This window comes from Flavobacterium sp. CAU 1735 (genome assembly GCF_039888695.1).
Lineage (GTDB): Bacteria > Bacteroidota > Bacteroidia > Flavobacteriales > Flavobacteriaceae > Flavobacterium.
The window spans coordinates 291,491-306,660 of sequence record NZ_JBDQQQ010000003.1 but is presented as its reverse complement, the minus strand read 5'-3'; the positions used below and the strand labels follow the sequence as shown (position 1 = coordinate 306,660).

The 15,170-nt window shown below is 38.3% G+C and carries 15 protein-coding genes; 9 read left to right on the top strand and 6 right to left on the bottom strand.

The window, feature by feature from the left end; genetic code table 11:
• Positions 1-4: 4 nt before the first annotated feature.
• Complete coding sequence (locus AAFN64_RS10365) at positions 5-859, bottom strand: T9SS type A sorting domain-containing protein (RefSeq protein WP_347760370.1); 855 nt, start codon at positions 857-859, stop codon at positions 5-7.
• Positions 860-1,145: 286 nt separating this feature from the next.
• Here AAFN64_RS10365 and AAFN64_RS10360 point away from each other — a divergent pair, with 286 nt between their 5' ends.
• Positions 1,146-2,879 (top strand): M14 family metallopeptidase, encoded by a 1,734-nt coding sequence (locus AAFN64_RS10360; RefSeq protein ID WP_347760369.1) that lies wholly within the window; start codon positions 1,146-1,148, stop codon positions 2,877-2,879.
• Positions 2,880-2,904: 25 nt separating this feature from the next.
• Here the strand turns inward: AAFN64_RS10360 and AAFN64_RS10355 are convergent, their stop codons facing one another.
• A complete protein-coding gene (locus AAFN64_RS10355) occupies positions 2,905-3,507 on the bottom strand; it encodes an NUDIX domain-containing protein (RefSeq protein ID WP_300491101.1) in 603 nt (200 codons plus the stop codon).
• A gap of 7 nt (positions 3,508-3,514) precedes the next feature.
• On the opposite strand from AAFN64_RS10355, the gene pyrE reads away from it, so the two are divergent.
• From pyrE to bla, 4 genes are all read left to right on the top strand, one after another.
• Positions 3,515-4,162: an orotate phosphoribosyltransferase gene (gene pyrE, locus AAFN64_RS10350; RefSeq protein ID WP_136401882.1), complete on the top strand. Its 648-nt coding sequence runs from the start codon at positions 3,515-3,517 to the stop codon at positions 4,160-4,162.
• Between the two features lie 33 nt (positions 4,163-4,195).
• Complete coding sequence (locus AAFN64_RS10345) at positions 4,196-4,588, top strand: SRPBCC family protein (RefSeq protein ID WP_136401883.1); 393 nt, start codon at positions 4,196-4,198, stop codon at positions 4,586-4,588.
• A gap of 112 nt (positions 4,589-4,700) precedes the next feature.
• A complete protein-coding gene (locus AAFN64_RS10340; protein ID WP_347760368.1) occupies positions 4,701-5,534 on the top strand; it encodes a hypothetical protein in 834 nt (277 codons plus the stop codon).
• A 150-nt stretch (positions 5,535-5,684) separates the two neighbouring features.
• On the top strand, positions 5,685-6,581 hold the full coding sequence (bla, locus tag AAFN64_RS10335) for a class A beta-lactamase, subclass A2 (RefSeq protein ID WP_347760367.1): 897 nt from the start codon (positions 5,685-5,687) through the stop codon (positions 6,579-6,581).
• Positions 6,582-6,586: 5 nt separating this feature from the next.
• Here bla and AAFN64_RS10330 read toward each other — a convergent pair whose 3' ends face one another.
• Positions 6,587-7,099: a YchJ family protein gene (locus AAFN64_RS10330; protein ID WP_347760366.1), complete on the bottom strand. Its 513-nt coding sequence runs from the start codon at positions 7,097-7,099 to the stop codon at positions 6,587-6,589.
• Complete coding sequence (locus tag AAFN64_RS10325; RefSeq protein WP_347760365.1) at positions 7,099-7,575, bottom strand: hypothetical protein; 477 nt, start codon at positions 7,573-7,575, stop codon at positions 7,099-7,101. The genes AAFN64_RS10330 and AAFN64_RS10325 overlap by 1 nt, the downstream gene beginning before the upstream one ends.
• Before the next feature lie 182 nt (positions 7,576-7,757).
• On the opposite strand from AAFN64_RS10325, the gene AAFN64_RS10320 reads away from it, so the two are divergent.
• On the top strand, positions 7,758-8,135 hold the full coding sequence (locus tag AAFN64_RS10320) for a DUF423 domain-containing protein (RefSeq protein WP_347760364.1): 378 nt from the start codon (positions 7,758-7,760) through the stop codon (positions 8,133-8,135).
• A gap of 48 nt (positions 8,136-8,183) precedes the next feature.
• On the opposite strand, the gene AAFN64_RS10315 is transcribed toward AAFN64_RS10320, so the two are convergent.
• Both AAFN64_RS10315 and AAFN64_RS10310 read right to left on the bottom strand, forming a co-directional pair.
• A complete protein-coding gene (locus AAFN64_RS10315; protein ID WP_300490016.1) occupies positions 8,184-9,458 on the bottom strand; it encodes a Glu/Leu/Phe/Val dehydrogenase in 1,275 nt (424 codons plus the stop codon).
• A gap of 467 nt (positions 9,459-9,925) precedes the next feature.
• Positions 9,926-11,935, bottom strand: a complete 2,010-nt coding sequence (locus tag AAFN64_RS10310) for a TonB-dependent receptor (RefSeq protein WP_347760363.1) — start codon at positions 11,933-11,935, stop codon at positions 9,926-9,928.
• 318 nt (positions 11,936-12,253) lie between these two features.
• On the opposite strand from AAFN64_RS10310, the gene AAFN64_RS10305 reads away from it, so the two are divergent.
• From AAFN64_RS10305 to AAFN64_RS10295, 3 genes are all read left to right on the top strand, one after another.
• Complete coding sequence (locus tag AAFN64_RS10305; protein ID WP_347760362.1) at positions 12,254-12,886, top strand: Crp/Fnr family transcriptional regulator; 633 nt, start codon at positions 12,254-12,256, stop codon at positions 12,884-12,886.
• Position 12,887: 1 nt separating this feature from the next.
• The gene (locus AAFN64_RS10300) at positions 12,888-13,688 is read left to right on the top strand and encodes a sulfite exporter TauE/SafE family protein (RefSeq protein WP_347760361.1); all 801 of its coding nucleotides are present in this window, start codon (positions 12,888-12,890) and stop codon (positions 13,686-13,688) included.
• Between the two features lie 62 nt (positions 13,689-13,750).
• The gene (locus AAFN64_RS10295) at positions 13,751-15,166 is read left to right on the top strand and encodes an MBL fold metallo-hydrolase (protein WP_347760360.1); all 1,416 of its coding nucleotides are present in this window, start codon (positions 13,751-13,753) and stop codon (positions 15,164-15,166) included.
• The last annotated feature ends 4 nt before the right edge of the window (positions 15,167-15,170 follow it).

The window sequence follows — 15,170 nt, the reverse complement described above, 5'->3', positions numbered from 1 at the left end:
TTGACTATTGTTTTACAATTTTCTTAACCAAAGTACCTTCTGCTGTCTCTAAATTCAACATATAGATTCCAGTTGCGAATCCAGACATATCAATTGTATTTCCGTTGTTTACAGAAACGGCAAATTGTTTTCCTGAAACGTCTACTAAAGCCGCTTTGTTAATTTGCAATTCGTTAGGCATTTGTACAGTAACAGAACCTGAAGTCGGGTTAGGGAAAACAGATACTAATTTTGAAGCGAATTCATTCACACCAAGTGTTGTTCCAACAGCGTTGATCACCATGTGTACATCCGGGAAGTTAATTAGCGCTACGTCTGTAGGTGTAGCAATACTACAAGATGTAGAAGCAATATAACTTGGTCCTGTTTGTGGTGCTGTATTCGATCCTAATGAAATATTTACTCCGGTTGCTCCGGCAGCATATCCTACTTCAACCACTAATGTTTCGTTAGCCGCTACCGGTCCTGTTACCGTTACCGGAACCGTTACGATAGTTCCAACATTTGCAGTTTGAACTGTATAGTTAGCCTGTCCCAACAATGTATAACCTGTCGGGAATCCGGTTGGGAAAGTCGCAGTCGTTTTATATGCTTTCACAGTAACTACATAACCGCTTGGAGCCGTTAATGAAGCTACACCAAACTGGATTGATGCTAAGTTAAAAGCAGAAGTTACTCCCATTGAAGCCAGATTAAAAGCTCTGTAATAACGGTTGTCACTTGATGTTGCAGTACTACTGTTTCCACAAGCTACTGTATTACCATTAATTGCCTGAGAACTCGAATGAGTCAGTACAGTTTGCGCATTTATCGCAAGGGATGTTAAACAAAACAATACTAAAAGAGTAATTTTTTTCATATTTAAATGTTTTTTGAGTTACAAACGCGAATCTAATCATAAAAAAAATAATTCCCTAAAAAAAGCAATTAATTTAACGAAATATCTTATAAAAAAGAGTATTTAAAAATTATATCCACAAAATATAGTCCGATTAATAAAAAAGTTGCTCTTGCAAACTTCGATTTCGATCTATAATTTTGATAACAATACGAACTTCTTTTATCCCAAAATCAGATAATTCACAACGCAATAAATCTTACATTTACCACGAACAAATACAAAAATTACAAACCGCATTATTCGAATGAAAAAACCATATAAAATTGTACTTCTTTTTTTGCTACAATGCCTTCCGTTACTAGCACAGCAAAAGTATGCAACGCCCTACGAAAAAGGCAATGGAAATCAGACCGCTACCTACGAGGAAACCATAGCTTACTATGAAATGCTGGACCAAAACTTTGAAAGCATTTCCATGCGAACGATGGGATTAACCGACAGCGGCGAGCCGTTACATATCGTAACCTTTAATCCCGGCAAAACATTTGATTTTGCCCGTATACAAAATGACAAAGCGATTCTTTTGATCAACAATGGAATTCATCCCGGAGAACCCGACGGTATCGATGCTACGATGATGCTGTTCCGCGATCTGGCAACCGGAAAGATTGCACTTCCAAAAAATACGGTTGTGGTAACGATTCCGATTTACAATATCGGCGGGGCATTAAACCGGAATTCCACGTCGCGTGTCAACCAAAACGGACCGGAATCTTTTGGTTTCCGTGGTAATGCCCGCAATTATGATCTGAACCGGGATTTTATCAAATCGGATACCCGAAATGCCCGTAGTTTCGCCGAAATCTTCCAATTGGTCTATCCGGATGTTTTTATCGACAACCACGTCAGTAACGGTGCCGATTACCAGTATACGCTTACGTATATTGCGACGCACTATCAGAAATTAGGCGGAAAAGCCGGAACGTATTTTAACAGCGAAATGTACCCGGCCATTTTAAAAGACCTGCAATCCAAAAAAATAGAACCGGTACCTTATGTGAATATTTACAATAAAACACCGGAAAACGGTTTTGCTAAAAATATGGAAACCGCTCGTTTTTCAACCGGTTATGCGTCTTTATTTAATTCATTTGGCGCTATGGTCGAAACCCATATGCTAAAAAAATACAGCGACCGCGTAAAAGTAACTTACGAATATATGCTGAGTACGCTTCGTTATACAGATGTGCATTATCAGACGATAAAAAACATCCGCCGGGAAACCCTGGAAGCCTATAAACCAAATGCAAAATATACGGTAGAATGGGAAATCGATTCGGCTAAAGTGACTCAGATTCCATTTTTGGGCTACGAAGGTAACTACAAACCGAGCGACGTTTCCGGCAAACCGCGTTTGTATTATGACCGAAGTAAACCTTTCAAAAAAATGATTCCGCATTATGAACTTTATAAACCCAAAAAACAGATTAGCATTCCGGAATATTATGTCATTCCGAAACAATGGTGGAATGTAACCGATTTGCTAAAGCTAAACAACATCACGATGAAACGCTTGCAACAGGATAGTATTATCACGGTTGAAAGCTATCGTATAGCCGATTATAAAACCGGAAATTCCGCTTTCGAAGGTCACTACGGACATTCGAACACCAACGTTATCAAAACTACTGTAAAACAAGCCTTTAAAAAAGGCGATTTTCTGATTCCGACACAACAGAAGAATGTCAAATTCCTATTGGAAACTTTGGAACCCGAAGCGGTGGATTCGTATTTTAACTGGAATTTCTTTGATGCCATTTTACAGCAAAAGGAATACTATTCTCCTTATGTTTTTGAAGATGTGGCCAAGCAATTGCTACTGGACAATCCGGAACTAAAAAAAGCGCTGGACGAAAAGCGAAAGAGCGATCCCAAATTTGAAAATAGCGGCGATGCACAACTGGATTGGGTCTACCGCAACTCGAAATACTACGAAAAATCACATATGCAATATCCCGTATATCGCATCCTAAATTAAAAAAAGCCGGAGATTCCGGCTTTTTTTATTCGATTACCTTTTCGGTTTCAAACAATAATTTAATGTTTTCATAAGAATTGGTGAGTGCTTCTTTAATTTCATCGGGTTTTAACCAGGCTACTTTTTCGATACCTTCTTCAATCTGACCCTGCGGAATACCATCAAAATCGGTTTTCATTTCAAACCAATGGGTCACTTTTAATTTATAACGACCGTTTCGTTTAAAAACATGATAGGTTTTTTGCAGTTTCTGCACAATCTTCAGACCGGTTACGCCAGTTTCCTCCTCTACTTCACGGATGGCTGTTTCGTCGATTTCCTCCCGTTTTTCAATGCCTCCTTTTGGCAGGTCCCATTTCCCGTTTCGGAAGATAAAAAGCACCTCGCCCTTTTTATTGTAAACCAATCCGCCACCGGCTTTTACCACCGGAATTTTGGCTTTTAGTTTTTTCATAATTTCCTTTTCATCAGGATAATACAAAAAAGCTTTTGGAATCTTATTCTGAAACATTTTTACAATAACTTGCTTGATATCCACACTTTCTAAAAGAAAAAGCTGAAAATCGGTTTCTTTAACAATTTGATTTGTCAAGAAAAGTGGTTTGTCGTTCACAAAAACTTTATACATTTGTACTATGATTTTTAATACAGACACAGCTAAAAAAACTGCCGAATTGCTTTTACAAATAAACGCAATTAAATTAAATCCAAAAAATCCTTTTACATGGGCTTCTGGATGGAAATCGCCAATTTACTGCGATAACCGTATAACGCTTTCATTTCCACCGATCCGGAATTATATCCGTGATGAATTTGCCAAACATATCGAAAAAGAATTTGGCAAACCCGATGTGATTGCCGGTGTGGCAACCGGAGCTATTGGTATTGGAATACTGGTAGCGGAATATCTTGGACTTCCTTTTGTTTATGTACGCCCGGAACCTAAAAAACACGGTCGCCAGAATCAGGTGGAAGGCTTTTTACAAAAAGGACAAAACGTAGTGGTTATCGAAGACCTTATTAGTACCGGAAAAAGTAGTTTAATGGCCGTAGAAGCCTTAAAAGAAGCCGGTGCAAATGTAAAAGGAATGGTTGCCATCTTTACCTATGGTTTTGATTTGGCTCAGGATAATTTTAAAGCGGCCAATGTCGACCTTTATACGCTTGGAAATTACGACACGCTTTTGGAAGCGGCTGTTGAAAAAAAATACATCACCGAAGAAGAACACGAAACCCTAAAAGAATGGCGTCAGAACCCTTCAACTTGGGGAATCGAAGTGTAATAAACCTAATTTAGCAAAAAACCAATACAGAATATGAATTTAGAAAGCCCAAAAGTTAACGTAGAAAAATCCGCCCAATATTTATTTGATGCGCTTACCGATGTAAAAAACTTTGAGAAATTAATGCCGGAGAACATTGCTAAATTCGAAGTATTGGATGAAAACGCTTTTATCTTCGGATTAAAAGGTATGCCGGAAATCAAATTAAAAATGAAAGACAAAGTGGCTCCAAACAAAGTTGTTTTGGGTGCTGCCAGCGACAAATTACCTTTTACGTTAACCGCAAACATTAATACGTTAACCGCCAACACATCGGAAGTTCAATTGTTATTTACAGGCGAATTTAACCCGATGATGGCGATGATGGTTAAAGGCCCAATCGGTAAATTTATCGAAACCTTAGCCGGAAATATGAATAAGCTATAAGCAAAAACATACCCTATTATAAAGCCTTTTAGCTAAAAACTAAAAGGCTTTTTTATTTATTAAAACTAATTAATGGATTTATTGTAAATTTGGTTGGTATATCCTACCATTTATGAACGAAACGGAAAAATCTACAGAAAAAATCGAATCTTTTATACTTTCAAAAATAAAACTTCCGATCTTATCAACTTATGTAATTGTACTATTAGCTTATAATTGGCAAATCATACTTTACCTACTATTTGTAGCTAGACCAATGGAATTCAAAATTGAATATATCATTGAAAAACACCATGATAAATACTTTAGTAATATTATTATTCCAATAATAATTTCATTTGCATATACTCTGATATTTCCTATACTCCAAGTAGCTGTAAATTTTCTTTTCAACTGGTTTAAAAAAATTAATAAAAATCTAAACCGTCAAGAAGAACTTGATGATGCATTACATCGATTTCATTTACAGCAAAACTTAACAGGACAACAATCTTTGGAACGACTTCAAGCTAACATTGAACTTCTATCGACTGAAAATCAAAAACTACTTTCTGACAATAAAAATCTTCTTTCTCTAATTAAGAAAGAAAACGAAAGAGGTGAAGGTGCAGACAACTTCAAAAAAACGGTTAATCAAAAACGAATAAAAGAAACCGAAAAACTAGCAAGTGATCTATTTTTAAAATTTGAAAATTTTTCCAACGAAGAAAAAAGTGCATTTTTAGATATTATAAATTATTTTGATTCAAATGACAAAACCTTATCGGCCAGATCCATCTCGAATTTATCATTTCACTCTGATTATTCTGATGCTGCAATGTCAATTTTACAAGATAGTAATATTATAACGATGTATAATACTGTTGAAGGCTATTATTACAAGACAACACCACTTGGATTTGAAATTTTAGAGTATTTTAAAGAGCATTTTTCAGACAAATTATAACAGCATATAACATTGGTTTAGTTTAATCTGACCCTTTTATCTTCCTTGAAAAGGCTTTAACTTTAATAGAAATCAATCCACTTGCTGACTCTATTACTATCACCAAGCTAGTGTGGTACATTCAATTATACAATACAATACAACCCAAACATGAAATTATTTAAAATTTTACTGGCTATTCTCGCTCTCTTCTTCGGAGGCACTCTATTGGCACAAACCAACCGATTAAAAGCACAATTTCAGGAAATCGTTAAAGATAAAAAAGCCACTGTTGGTATTGCCGTATATAATTTTACGACAAAAGACACGGTAACCTTTAACAACACACCGGATTATCCAACCCTAAGTGTGTATAAATTTCATGTAGCCCTGGCTGTTTTACATCTGGTTGATCAAGGAAAATTACGACTGGATCAGGAGATTTTTGTAAAAAAATCCGAATTATTAGAAAACACCCATAGTCCGCTTCGCGAAAATTACCCATATGGCAATATTAACATCAAACTGAGCGAACTTTTAAGCTATATGATTTCTCTAAGTGATAATAATGCCTGCGACATCTTATTCCGCCTCGCCGGTGGTACCAAAAAAGTAGATCGTTATATTAAGAATCTAAAAATAAAAGACACGCGTATTGCTGCTACGGAAGAAGAAATGCACCAGAAATGGGACAATCAATATCTGAATACAACATCACCATTCGCAGCCGTACAACTGCTACAGCAATTTTATCAGATGAAAATCCTATCTCCGACATCCTATGATTACCTGTTAAACGTGATGTTGGGTACCAAAACCGGTCCGGATAAACTAAAAGGGCTGTTACCCAAAGATATACTTGTCGCACATAAAACCGGTAGTTCCTTTCGCAATACAGAAGGTTTAAAAGCAGCCGAAAACGATATCGGCATTGTTTTCTTACCCGGAGGACAAACCTATGCCATAGCCGTATTCGTTAAAAATTCGATGGAAGATGATACGACTAATAATGCGATCATAGCACGGGTATCCAAAGCCGTATTTGATCATTATTCAATTAAAAAATAGTTTTTTTAGTAGAATTTCCCGTCTACATAAAACCAATGTCCGTTTTGTTGTTTAAAGGTCGATTTTTCATGGTGAACCTGTGGTTGTAATTGTGCATCCAGAAAATAGGCTTTAAACTCCACTGTTTTTTCGGTAGCCTTTAGCACTTCCAGCTTTACCCATTGGTTGGTTGTCGCCCATTGTTCGATATCTTTTTTCGAATGGTATTTGCGTTGTGAAATATGCGTCGTTTTGAGTAGGTACTCAATCGCATGAACCGCATAAGCCGAATACCGGGAACGCATTAATGCTTCGGCTGTAGGTGCCGCTTTAATTCCTTTAATATAAGGCTCACAACAATCGGAAAACGGAATTGGATTCCCGCAATAACAATTAGGACTCATTCGTATCGGAATTAAATTTTGCAGAATCAATTTTAGTTTTGCTTTACGATCGGATTCCGAACGTTGTTCCCGCAAACGCTTTTCATTGATTTTCTTACTGTGTTTTTTTCGATTTTCTTCGTTTTGCCGACTCATTACAAAAAGGGTTGTTTGATTTGTTGCAGGGTTTTATTTGTTGTGATCAAAGCTTCCGTTATCGTTTTTCGCAACGTTTCAACATCGTCATATTTAAGATAATCGGCCCAGTTATCGGTTTCAAAAAGCTTTTTGATCAATTGTATACGTTTGGTTGTTTCGGCGGCATTACGCAAAACCGCTTTACCGTCGTATTCCGGATTGGACTTATGTTGGAAATGAATCGCATCCGTTTCGGTATTCCATTCGACATAAAACAAATTTTCGGTTTCATTATTCGGATAAAAATCCGTCCATTTTGCATAGCCGGTTTTAGCTGTGGCATTATTCGTTTTTCCATCCGTTAAAGACAGCAAACGCCAACGACAATTGGCCGCTCGTCCCCAATGGTTGGAATTTCGGTAAACGCCCTCATCTGTAAAATAATAACTACTACCCGATTTACTATTATAGTGAAACTTTTTTTCTTGTAGCACATCGGGAGCAACCTCCTTAAAAATACAAAAGGTATGCTTAAAAAAATTTGTTTTATTGTACACTTTCCCGTTCATCCGGCAAAGATACTAAATGCAGAATTAAGAATTTTAATTGGTGGTTTGGCTTCACCCGCTTATATTTGTAATACTAAAACTACTTTCCCACCAAACAACGAACAATTATGAAAGAGACCATACTCACTATTGGTGCCTGCTATGGCGGTTTAGCCGTTATTTTCGGAGCTTTTGGAGCGCATATCCTACAAAAGAAACTAAGTACCAAATCGCTCAGCAGTTTTGAAACCGGTGTAAAATACCAGATGTACCATGCTTTGGCATTGGTTTTTATCAGTAATCAATTTACTTTTTTAAAAACAAGTGAAAACTTAACCGCATGGTTTTTTATAATCGGAACTTTTTTATTCTCGTTTAGTATTTACGGTTTATGCCTGAGTAGTATAGGCGGAAAGAAATTAAAATTTCTTGGTCCCATTACGCCAATTGGCGGTTTGCTGTTATTTTTAGGATGGTTCTGTATGGCACTTAGCCATATCGTTTAAATAAAAAAGGACTGCATTGCAGTCCTTTTTCGAATATGATCTACCCGATTATGGGAAAATACCTCTTTGTTTGTATGCCATTTCAATTCGGGCTAATGCCTGAACATAAGCAGCCGTTCTCCAGTCTGTTTTATACTGACTTCCTGTTAAAACCACTTTACTGAATGCATCTTCCAGTTTCTTTCTTAACTTGATGATTACGTCGTCCATAGTCCAGATTTCTCCGTTACGGTTTTGTAACCACTCGAAATAACTTCCGATTACACCTCCTGAGTTACATAAGATGTCTGGAATGATTTCGATTCCTTTTGCTAATAAGATTGCTTCACCATCGGTATCGATAGGACCATTAGCACCTTCGGCGATAATCTGAGCCTTGATCGAATCTGCGTTTTCAGCAGTAATCTGGTTACCTAAAGCAGCCGGGATTACAACATCACAGTCAATTCCGAAGAATTCATCTGCTTTATAATCCTGAGTACCTTTGTATCCAGAAATGGTATTGTTATCGGCCTGGAAACGCAATAAAGCTTCCGGATCAATTCCTTCCGGGTTGTAAATCGTTCCGGTTGCATCCTGAACACCAACAAGGATAGCCCCGTTTTTGTTCATAAAGTGTGCAGCCCAGTATCCTACGTTACCAAATCCCTGAACGATATATTTTTTACCTTCCAAAGAAGTTCCTCTTAATTTAGCCCAAGATTCCAATGTTACTACCACACCAAAACCTGTAGCACGGTCTCTACCTTCCAAACCTCCAGATCCTACAGGTTTACCTGTAACAACGTGTTGGTTTTTAGAACGTTCAGCTGGTGCTTTTGTCGACATATACGTATCGGCAATCCAAGCCATCATTTGTGCATTGGTATTTACATCCGGTGCCGGGATATCGTGTTCCGGACCGATGTTATCTCCTAAAGCATACGCAAAACGACGCGTGATACGCTCTAATTCGCCTTGTGAATATTTTTTCGGATCCAATTGGATACCACCTTTACCACCTCCGTACGGAAGTCCGGCCAAAGATGTTTTCCACGTCATCCAGGTAGCCAATGCTCTTGCAGCATCGATATCAACCGTTGCGTGGTAACGTAAACCTCCTTTGTAAGGTCCTAAAACATTATTGTGTTGTACTCTGTACCCTGTGAACATTTCGACTGTTCCGTTATCCATTTTCACCGGAAAATGAACAACAATTTCGTTATTCGTAACAGAAAGGATTTTTTTAACAGTCTCATCCAGTCCCATCACAGAAGCAGCTTTTTCAAACTGATTCTTAACATTTTCATACATGCTAGCCTTCGGCTTTTGTGCTGTTGCCATACTATTTAATAATTTACAACTTACTTTTGTTTGTTTGTTAGATTGCTCTGTAAAAAAGCATACAAATATATAGTTTTAAAATTGAAGCAAAAACGAATTACCCAATAAATTAACATAATTTAAACGGCATTCCGAGCCGTTTTTCAACTCCTCAAATTGCGACTTTTATAATTTGACTCCATGTGAAGACTCTTTATTTTTAAAAGTGACTTCAGACCGCTTAAAACAATGTTTTTTTATGCTTTCCATATTTAGTCTTCTTATTCTAAAATTACAATGTCTTTTTAAGTCAAATTACTTTCTTTTTCAGGCAAAGTCTAATTCAGTTTTAGAATATACCGTTCATTTGTAATCGTTTATCAATGGACTTGTATCATTCCATTGATCAGCAACTCATATTTTCATTTTTTTAATTATCAGGTTTTATTTTTTAAAAGAAACGGCCGGCTATAATAACCGGCCGTTTCTTACTTCTTAAAAACCCGCAGCGTAACAAAAAAGTTCCTGCCTTCTTCCGGATAGCCTTCCACCAGCATATAATTTTTGTCAAAAACATTATTAATACCCGCTTCAACACTCATATAACGCCATACCCGAGCCGATACCGCGGTATTAACAAGGGTAAAATCCGCTGCTCTGGTTCCGTAGCTCGTGCTGTTTCGCGACGCATTAAATTCCGTACTTACTAGCCATTGTATTGGTTGTATCGGTTTATACTGTGTATAGAAAAACACTTTTGTATCGGGAATATCCGTAAACAGGACGGTCGGATTGGTCGTATTGCGCCTTTCTATATAGGAATAGTTACCACCCAAAGACAGTTTTTCCCGGAAATCATATTTAAAGGTAATTTCCATCCCCATAAATTCGGCCGATCCGGTGTTTTGCATTTGTGATTTACCCGGTTCTACGTTATTCACACTAAGAATAGCATCGGTAAGATGACTATAATATACCGAAAACTGCGTGGATAAAGCTTTAAAAAATACTCCGGAATAGGACAAATCATAATTAACCGCTTTTTCCGGTTTAAGTCCCGGGTTAGGAATTGCTGTACCCATTCTGTAAGAATACCGGTCTTTAATTGTCGCAAAACGCGTTTTATGTGCCAGAGTAAAACTTGCTTTTTGATTTTCCTTAAAATTATAAAAGACACCCAATTGTCCGTTCCAGGCATTACTGGCTCCGGTTTTTTCAAAATCTGAAACCATCTGGGTCGTACTGTTATAATCTTCGGCAGTATCGTTTTTTCGAATACTATAACCTATCCCCGGAATAAACGTTAATTTTTCGGTAACAGCATAGGTATTTTCTACAGCAAAACTCCCTGTATTATCTTTAAAATTCCGAACTGGCTCGTTACTATTATGTTCCCGGTGGATATCTCTTTTATAATGGACTGAGAATTTCAAGAGGTTTTTAGGGATAACAGCCGTTCCAAACTCAACACTTCCGCCATAGGTATAATCATCATAGAGACTTTGAAAAGCATAGGCTTTGGTTTGTGCCGTATAGGAAGCATCATCATAGCTGTTTAGTATGTTCTTAAATGTATCGTAGTACATCCGACTCTTGATATAATCTTTCCCCTTTAACCGCGTATTGGATAAAAAATAATAGGTTTCCTTATCCCAATCGGGCCATTGCCAAAAACGGGGTTTCGTATACAGCGGATTCATCGGATCATCGCCTACATAGACAGGTGTTCCTTTTTCGCCTTTCTGAAAACGATAGCCCAATACATATTCCTGTCGTTCATTGGGCGTCCATCCGGCTTTAAAACTGATCATCTGATCCGTCCGATAGGAATTATCCCGTTCGCCTCCATCTTCATACGGACGCGTAGTAAAACCGGAAGCCATCCGATAACTATCGCGATGCAAATACGAATATCCGGCCTGAAAATAGTATTTCCCTAAGTTCGAACCGATATTCAGATTTCCACGGTAACCATTAGTGTTGATCATCCCTAAGCTGCCGTCATATTCCATTTTTTCCGAAGGTTTTTTTGAAATCAGATTAATGGCTCCACCCAATGAATTCGGGCCATAAAGCAGGGACGAGAAACCCCGGGAAACATCAATAGCCGAAAGATCGAAAGTGGTAAACCGGGCGAGATCCACATAACCGTCATACGGAACATAAACCGGAATTCCATCCATATATACCGGAACGGCACGAAGGTCAAATCCCCGAACCGAAACCATCGATTCATTTCTTGGACCTGATGCCGTAAGATTAACACCGGCCAACAAATTTAAAGAACGCGATACCTCAACCTTGTTATGGGCTTCCATCGCAACCTGACTGATCCGATCTTTGATCACACTTTTCCGAAATGCGGTTATTCGTACTTCACCCAATTGAAAAAAAGCAGGCGTTACCGAGTCGGAGACTACTCTATTGGATTCCTGATTCTGAGCCTTACCCCAACCAGGAATCATCATAATCAATACAAAAAATGCCGTTTTACACATATATTATTGTTATTTAGTGATGTTAAACAATGTCATAAATAGGTGTGTGATTTGGGAAATCAAGGGGAATAAAAACGGTATAGAAATGGGAATCGAAAGCGTTATAATTATAACACCTTCGTTGTTTTTTATTGTATTTATTTTGGGTAAACTGGCTACAGGAGGAATAAATAGCCCGATGGTAGGTTTTACACGCAATCCGTTGTGTCTGATAAAGATAAAAATAAATTCGGATATAAAATCACTACACCCAATTCTTTTGAAACAAATGTTACATCAGGTTTCATTCCAAAAAGATACCTTTACAAAAAATACTATATGAAAGCACTCTTATTCGAATCGTACGACTTCATTTTTGAAGAAGCCCTGCTGGAAGAAATCAATTCGATTTCCAGTTATAAAAAATTCAAAGCCGACGACTACCTTATAGAAATAGGAGAAAATATAGAATGGATGCCACTGCTGTTACAAGGTGCCATCAAAATCATGCGTGAAGATTCCAATGGAGACGAACTGTTGCTTTATTTTTTAGAGCGAGGCGATACCTGCGCGATGACATTGAGTTGTTGTATGGGAAAAAACAAAAGTAAAATCCGCGCTATTGCCGAAACCGATGGCGAAATGGTGCTGATTCCCATCGCCAAAATGGAAGAATGGGTTGTAAAATACCCTACCTGGCGGAATTTTGTATTCGAAAGCTATAATGCCCGTTTAATGGAAATGTTGGAAGCCATCGATACCCTTGCCTTTATGAATCTGGACGAACGTCTTTATAAATTTATTACCGACAAAGCAAAAGTATTGGGCACCACCGAAATCAGTACGACACATCAGGAAATCGCTTCCGAAATGCATACTTCCCGGGTTGTAATATCCCGTTTGCTAAAGCATCTGCAGGACGAGCAAAAAATCAAATTACACCGTAACAAAATCGAAATTCTTGTTTTTTAAAATGGAATCGTTTTTTGGGTATATCGGTGCACTTTGCATCGGATTGATTTTAGGGCTAACCGGTGGTGGTGGTTCCATCCTGACGGTTCCCGTACTGGTTTATCTTTTGGGAATTCCGCCGGTTACAGCTACAGCCTATTCCCTGTTTATTGTAGGGACAACTTCCGGTTTTGGAGCCATTCGCAATTATTTTAAAGGAATGGTAGCTGTAAAAACCGCTTTTTTATTTGCGATTCCGTCGTTTATCGCGGTTTTCCTTACGCGTCGTTTTTTAGTTCCGGCGCTACCGGATACGCTTATAAAAACAGATTTTATCACATTGTCAAAAGATACCTTTTTGATGGGATTTTTTGCGATTATCATGTTTCTGGCGGCATTGGCGATGCTTCGAAAAAAAGCAAACGGCGACGAAACCGAAGCGGATACTTCAAAAAACAATTTCCTCCTACTCATTCCGCAGATTTTTCTGATTGGAGTGGTTATTGGATTAATTGGTGCCGGTGGCGGTTTTTTAATCATCCCGTCTCTGGTTTTCTTTGCTAAACTTCCGATGAAAAAAGCCGTTGGTACTTCTTTATTGATCATCGCCATAAACTCTTTAATTGGTTTTACCGGAGATCTGGAAAATCTAAATGCCGACTGGACGTTTCTTTTAACTTTTTCTTTGGTATCGGTTTTCGGTATCTTTGCAGGGATTTACCTTAACCGGTTTGTTAACGAAACACAATTAAAAAAAGGTTTTGGATGGTTTGTCCTTATAATGGCGGTTTATATTCTGCTTAAGGAAAGTTTTCATTTGTGACAAAAGTCACTTTTCGAAAAAAAGCAACCCCTTATCTTTACACAAAATAAAAAAATGCAATTATGAAAATAGAACAGATTTATACCGGATGTATTGCTCACGCCGCCTATTATTTGGAGAGCAATGGTGAAGCAGCCATTTTTGATCCGCTTCGCGAAGTACAGCCTTATATTGATAAAGCCACTAAAGACAACGCAACGATCAAGTATATTTTTGAAACCCATTTCCATGCCGATTTTGTTTCCGGACATTTGGATCTGGCACAAAAAACCGGTGCTACAATTGTATACGGTCCAACTGCACAACCTAGTTTTGAAGCGACCATCGCTACAGACGGTCAGGAATTTAAAATCGGAAACTATACGGTAAAAGCCATTCATACGCCCGGGCATACGCTGGAAAGTACCTGTTATTTATTATTGAATGAAAACGGAGAAATGCACGGTATTATAACCGGAGACACCTTATTTATTGGTGATGTGGGACGTCCGGATCTAGCACAGAAACTGGTATCCGATTTAACGCAGGAAAAACTGGCGTCTATGTTATACGATTCCTTACGCGATAAAATCATGCCATTACCGGATCATCTGATTGTATATCCAAATCACGGAGCCGGAAGTGCCTGTGGTAAAAATATGAGTAAGGAAACTACCGATACGCTGGGGAATCAGAAAAAGGTGAACTATGCGTTACGCGCCGATATGACCAAAGACGAATTTATTTCGGAACTTTTGGATGGTTTGGGAGCGCCACCGGCCTATTTCCCACAAAATGTTTTGATGAATATTCAGGGTTATGACAGTCTGGAGACTGTTATGGCAAAAGCCGATACACCGCTTCATCCGGAAGCGTTTAAAACGGTAGCTGGTCAGTCGGAAGCATTAATTCTGGACGTACGTCATGAAAGTGAATTTGTAAAAGAACATATACCGGGATCCATTTTTATTGGTTTGCAGGGTAACTTTGCACCGTGGGTTGGTGCTTTAATTATGGATGTACAACAACCGATCTTATTAATTGTAACGGAAGGTAAAGAAAAAGAAGCCATCACCCGATTGTCGCGTGTAGGATTTGACAATTGTCTTGGATATCTGGAAGGCGGAGTTGAAGCCTGGAAAGCAGCCGGATTTGAAACCGACAGTGTTATTTCGATCAGTCCGGAACAATTTGCGACCGATAAAGACATGTCCAAACTGACCATCGTTGATGCCCGAAAACCGGGAGAATTCAGTGCCGAGCACGTAGAAGGCGCCATCAACATTCCGCTGGATTTTGTAAACAATCAGTTGGCAGAAGTACCTACTGAAAATGATTTCTACCTGCATTGTGCCGGGGGTTATCGTTCGGTGATTATGGCTTCCATTTTAAAAGCCAGAGGCTATCACAACATCATCAATGTTGAAAAAGGAATGTCCGGAATCCGGAATACTCCTGTAGCCTTGTCTAAATTTGTCTGCCCTTCCACTCAAAACTAATTAC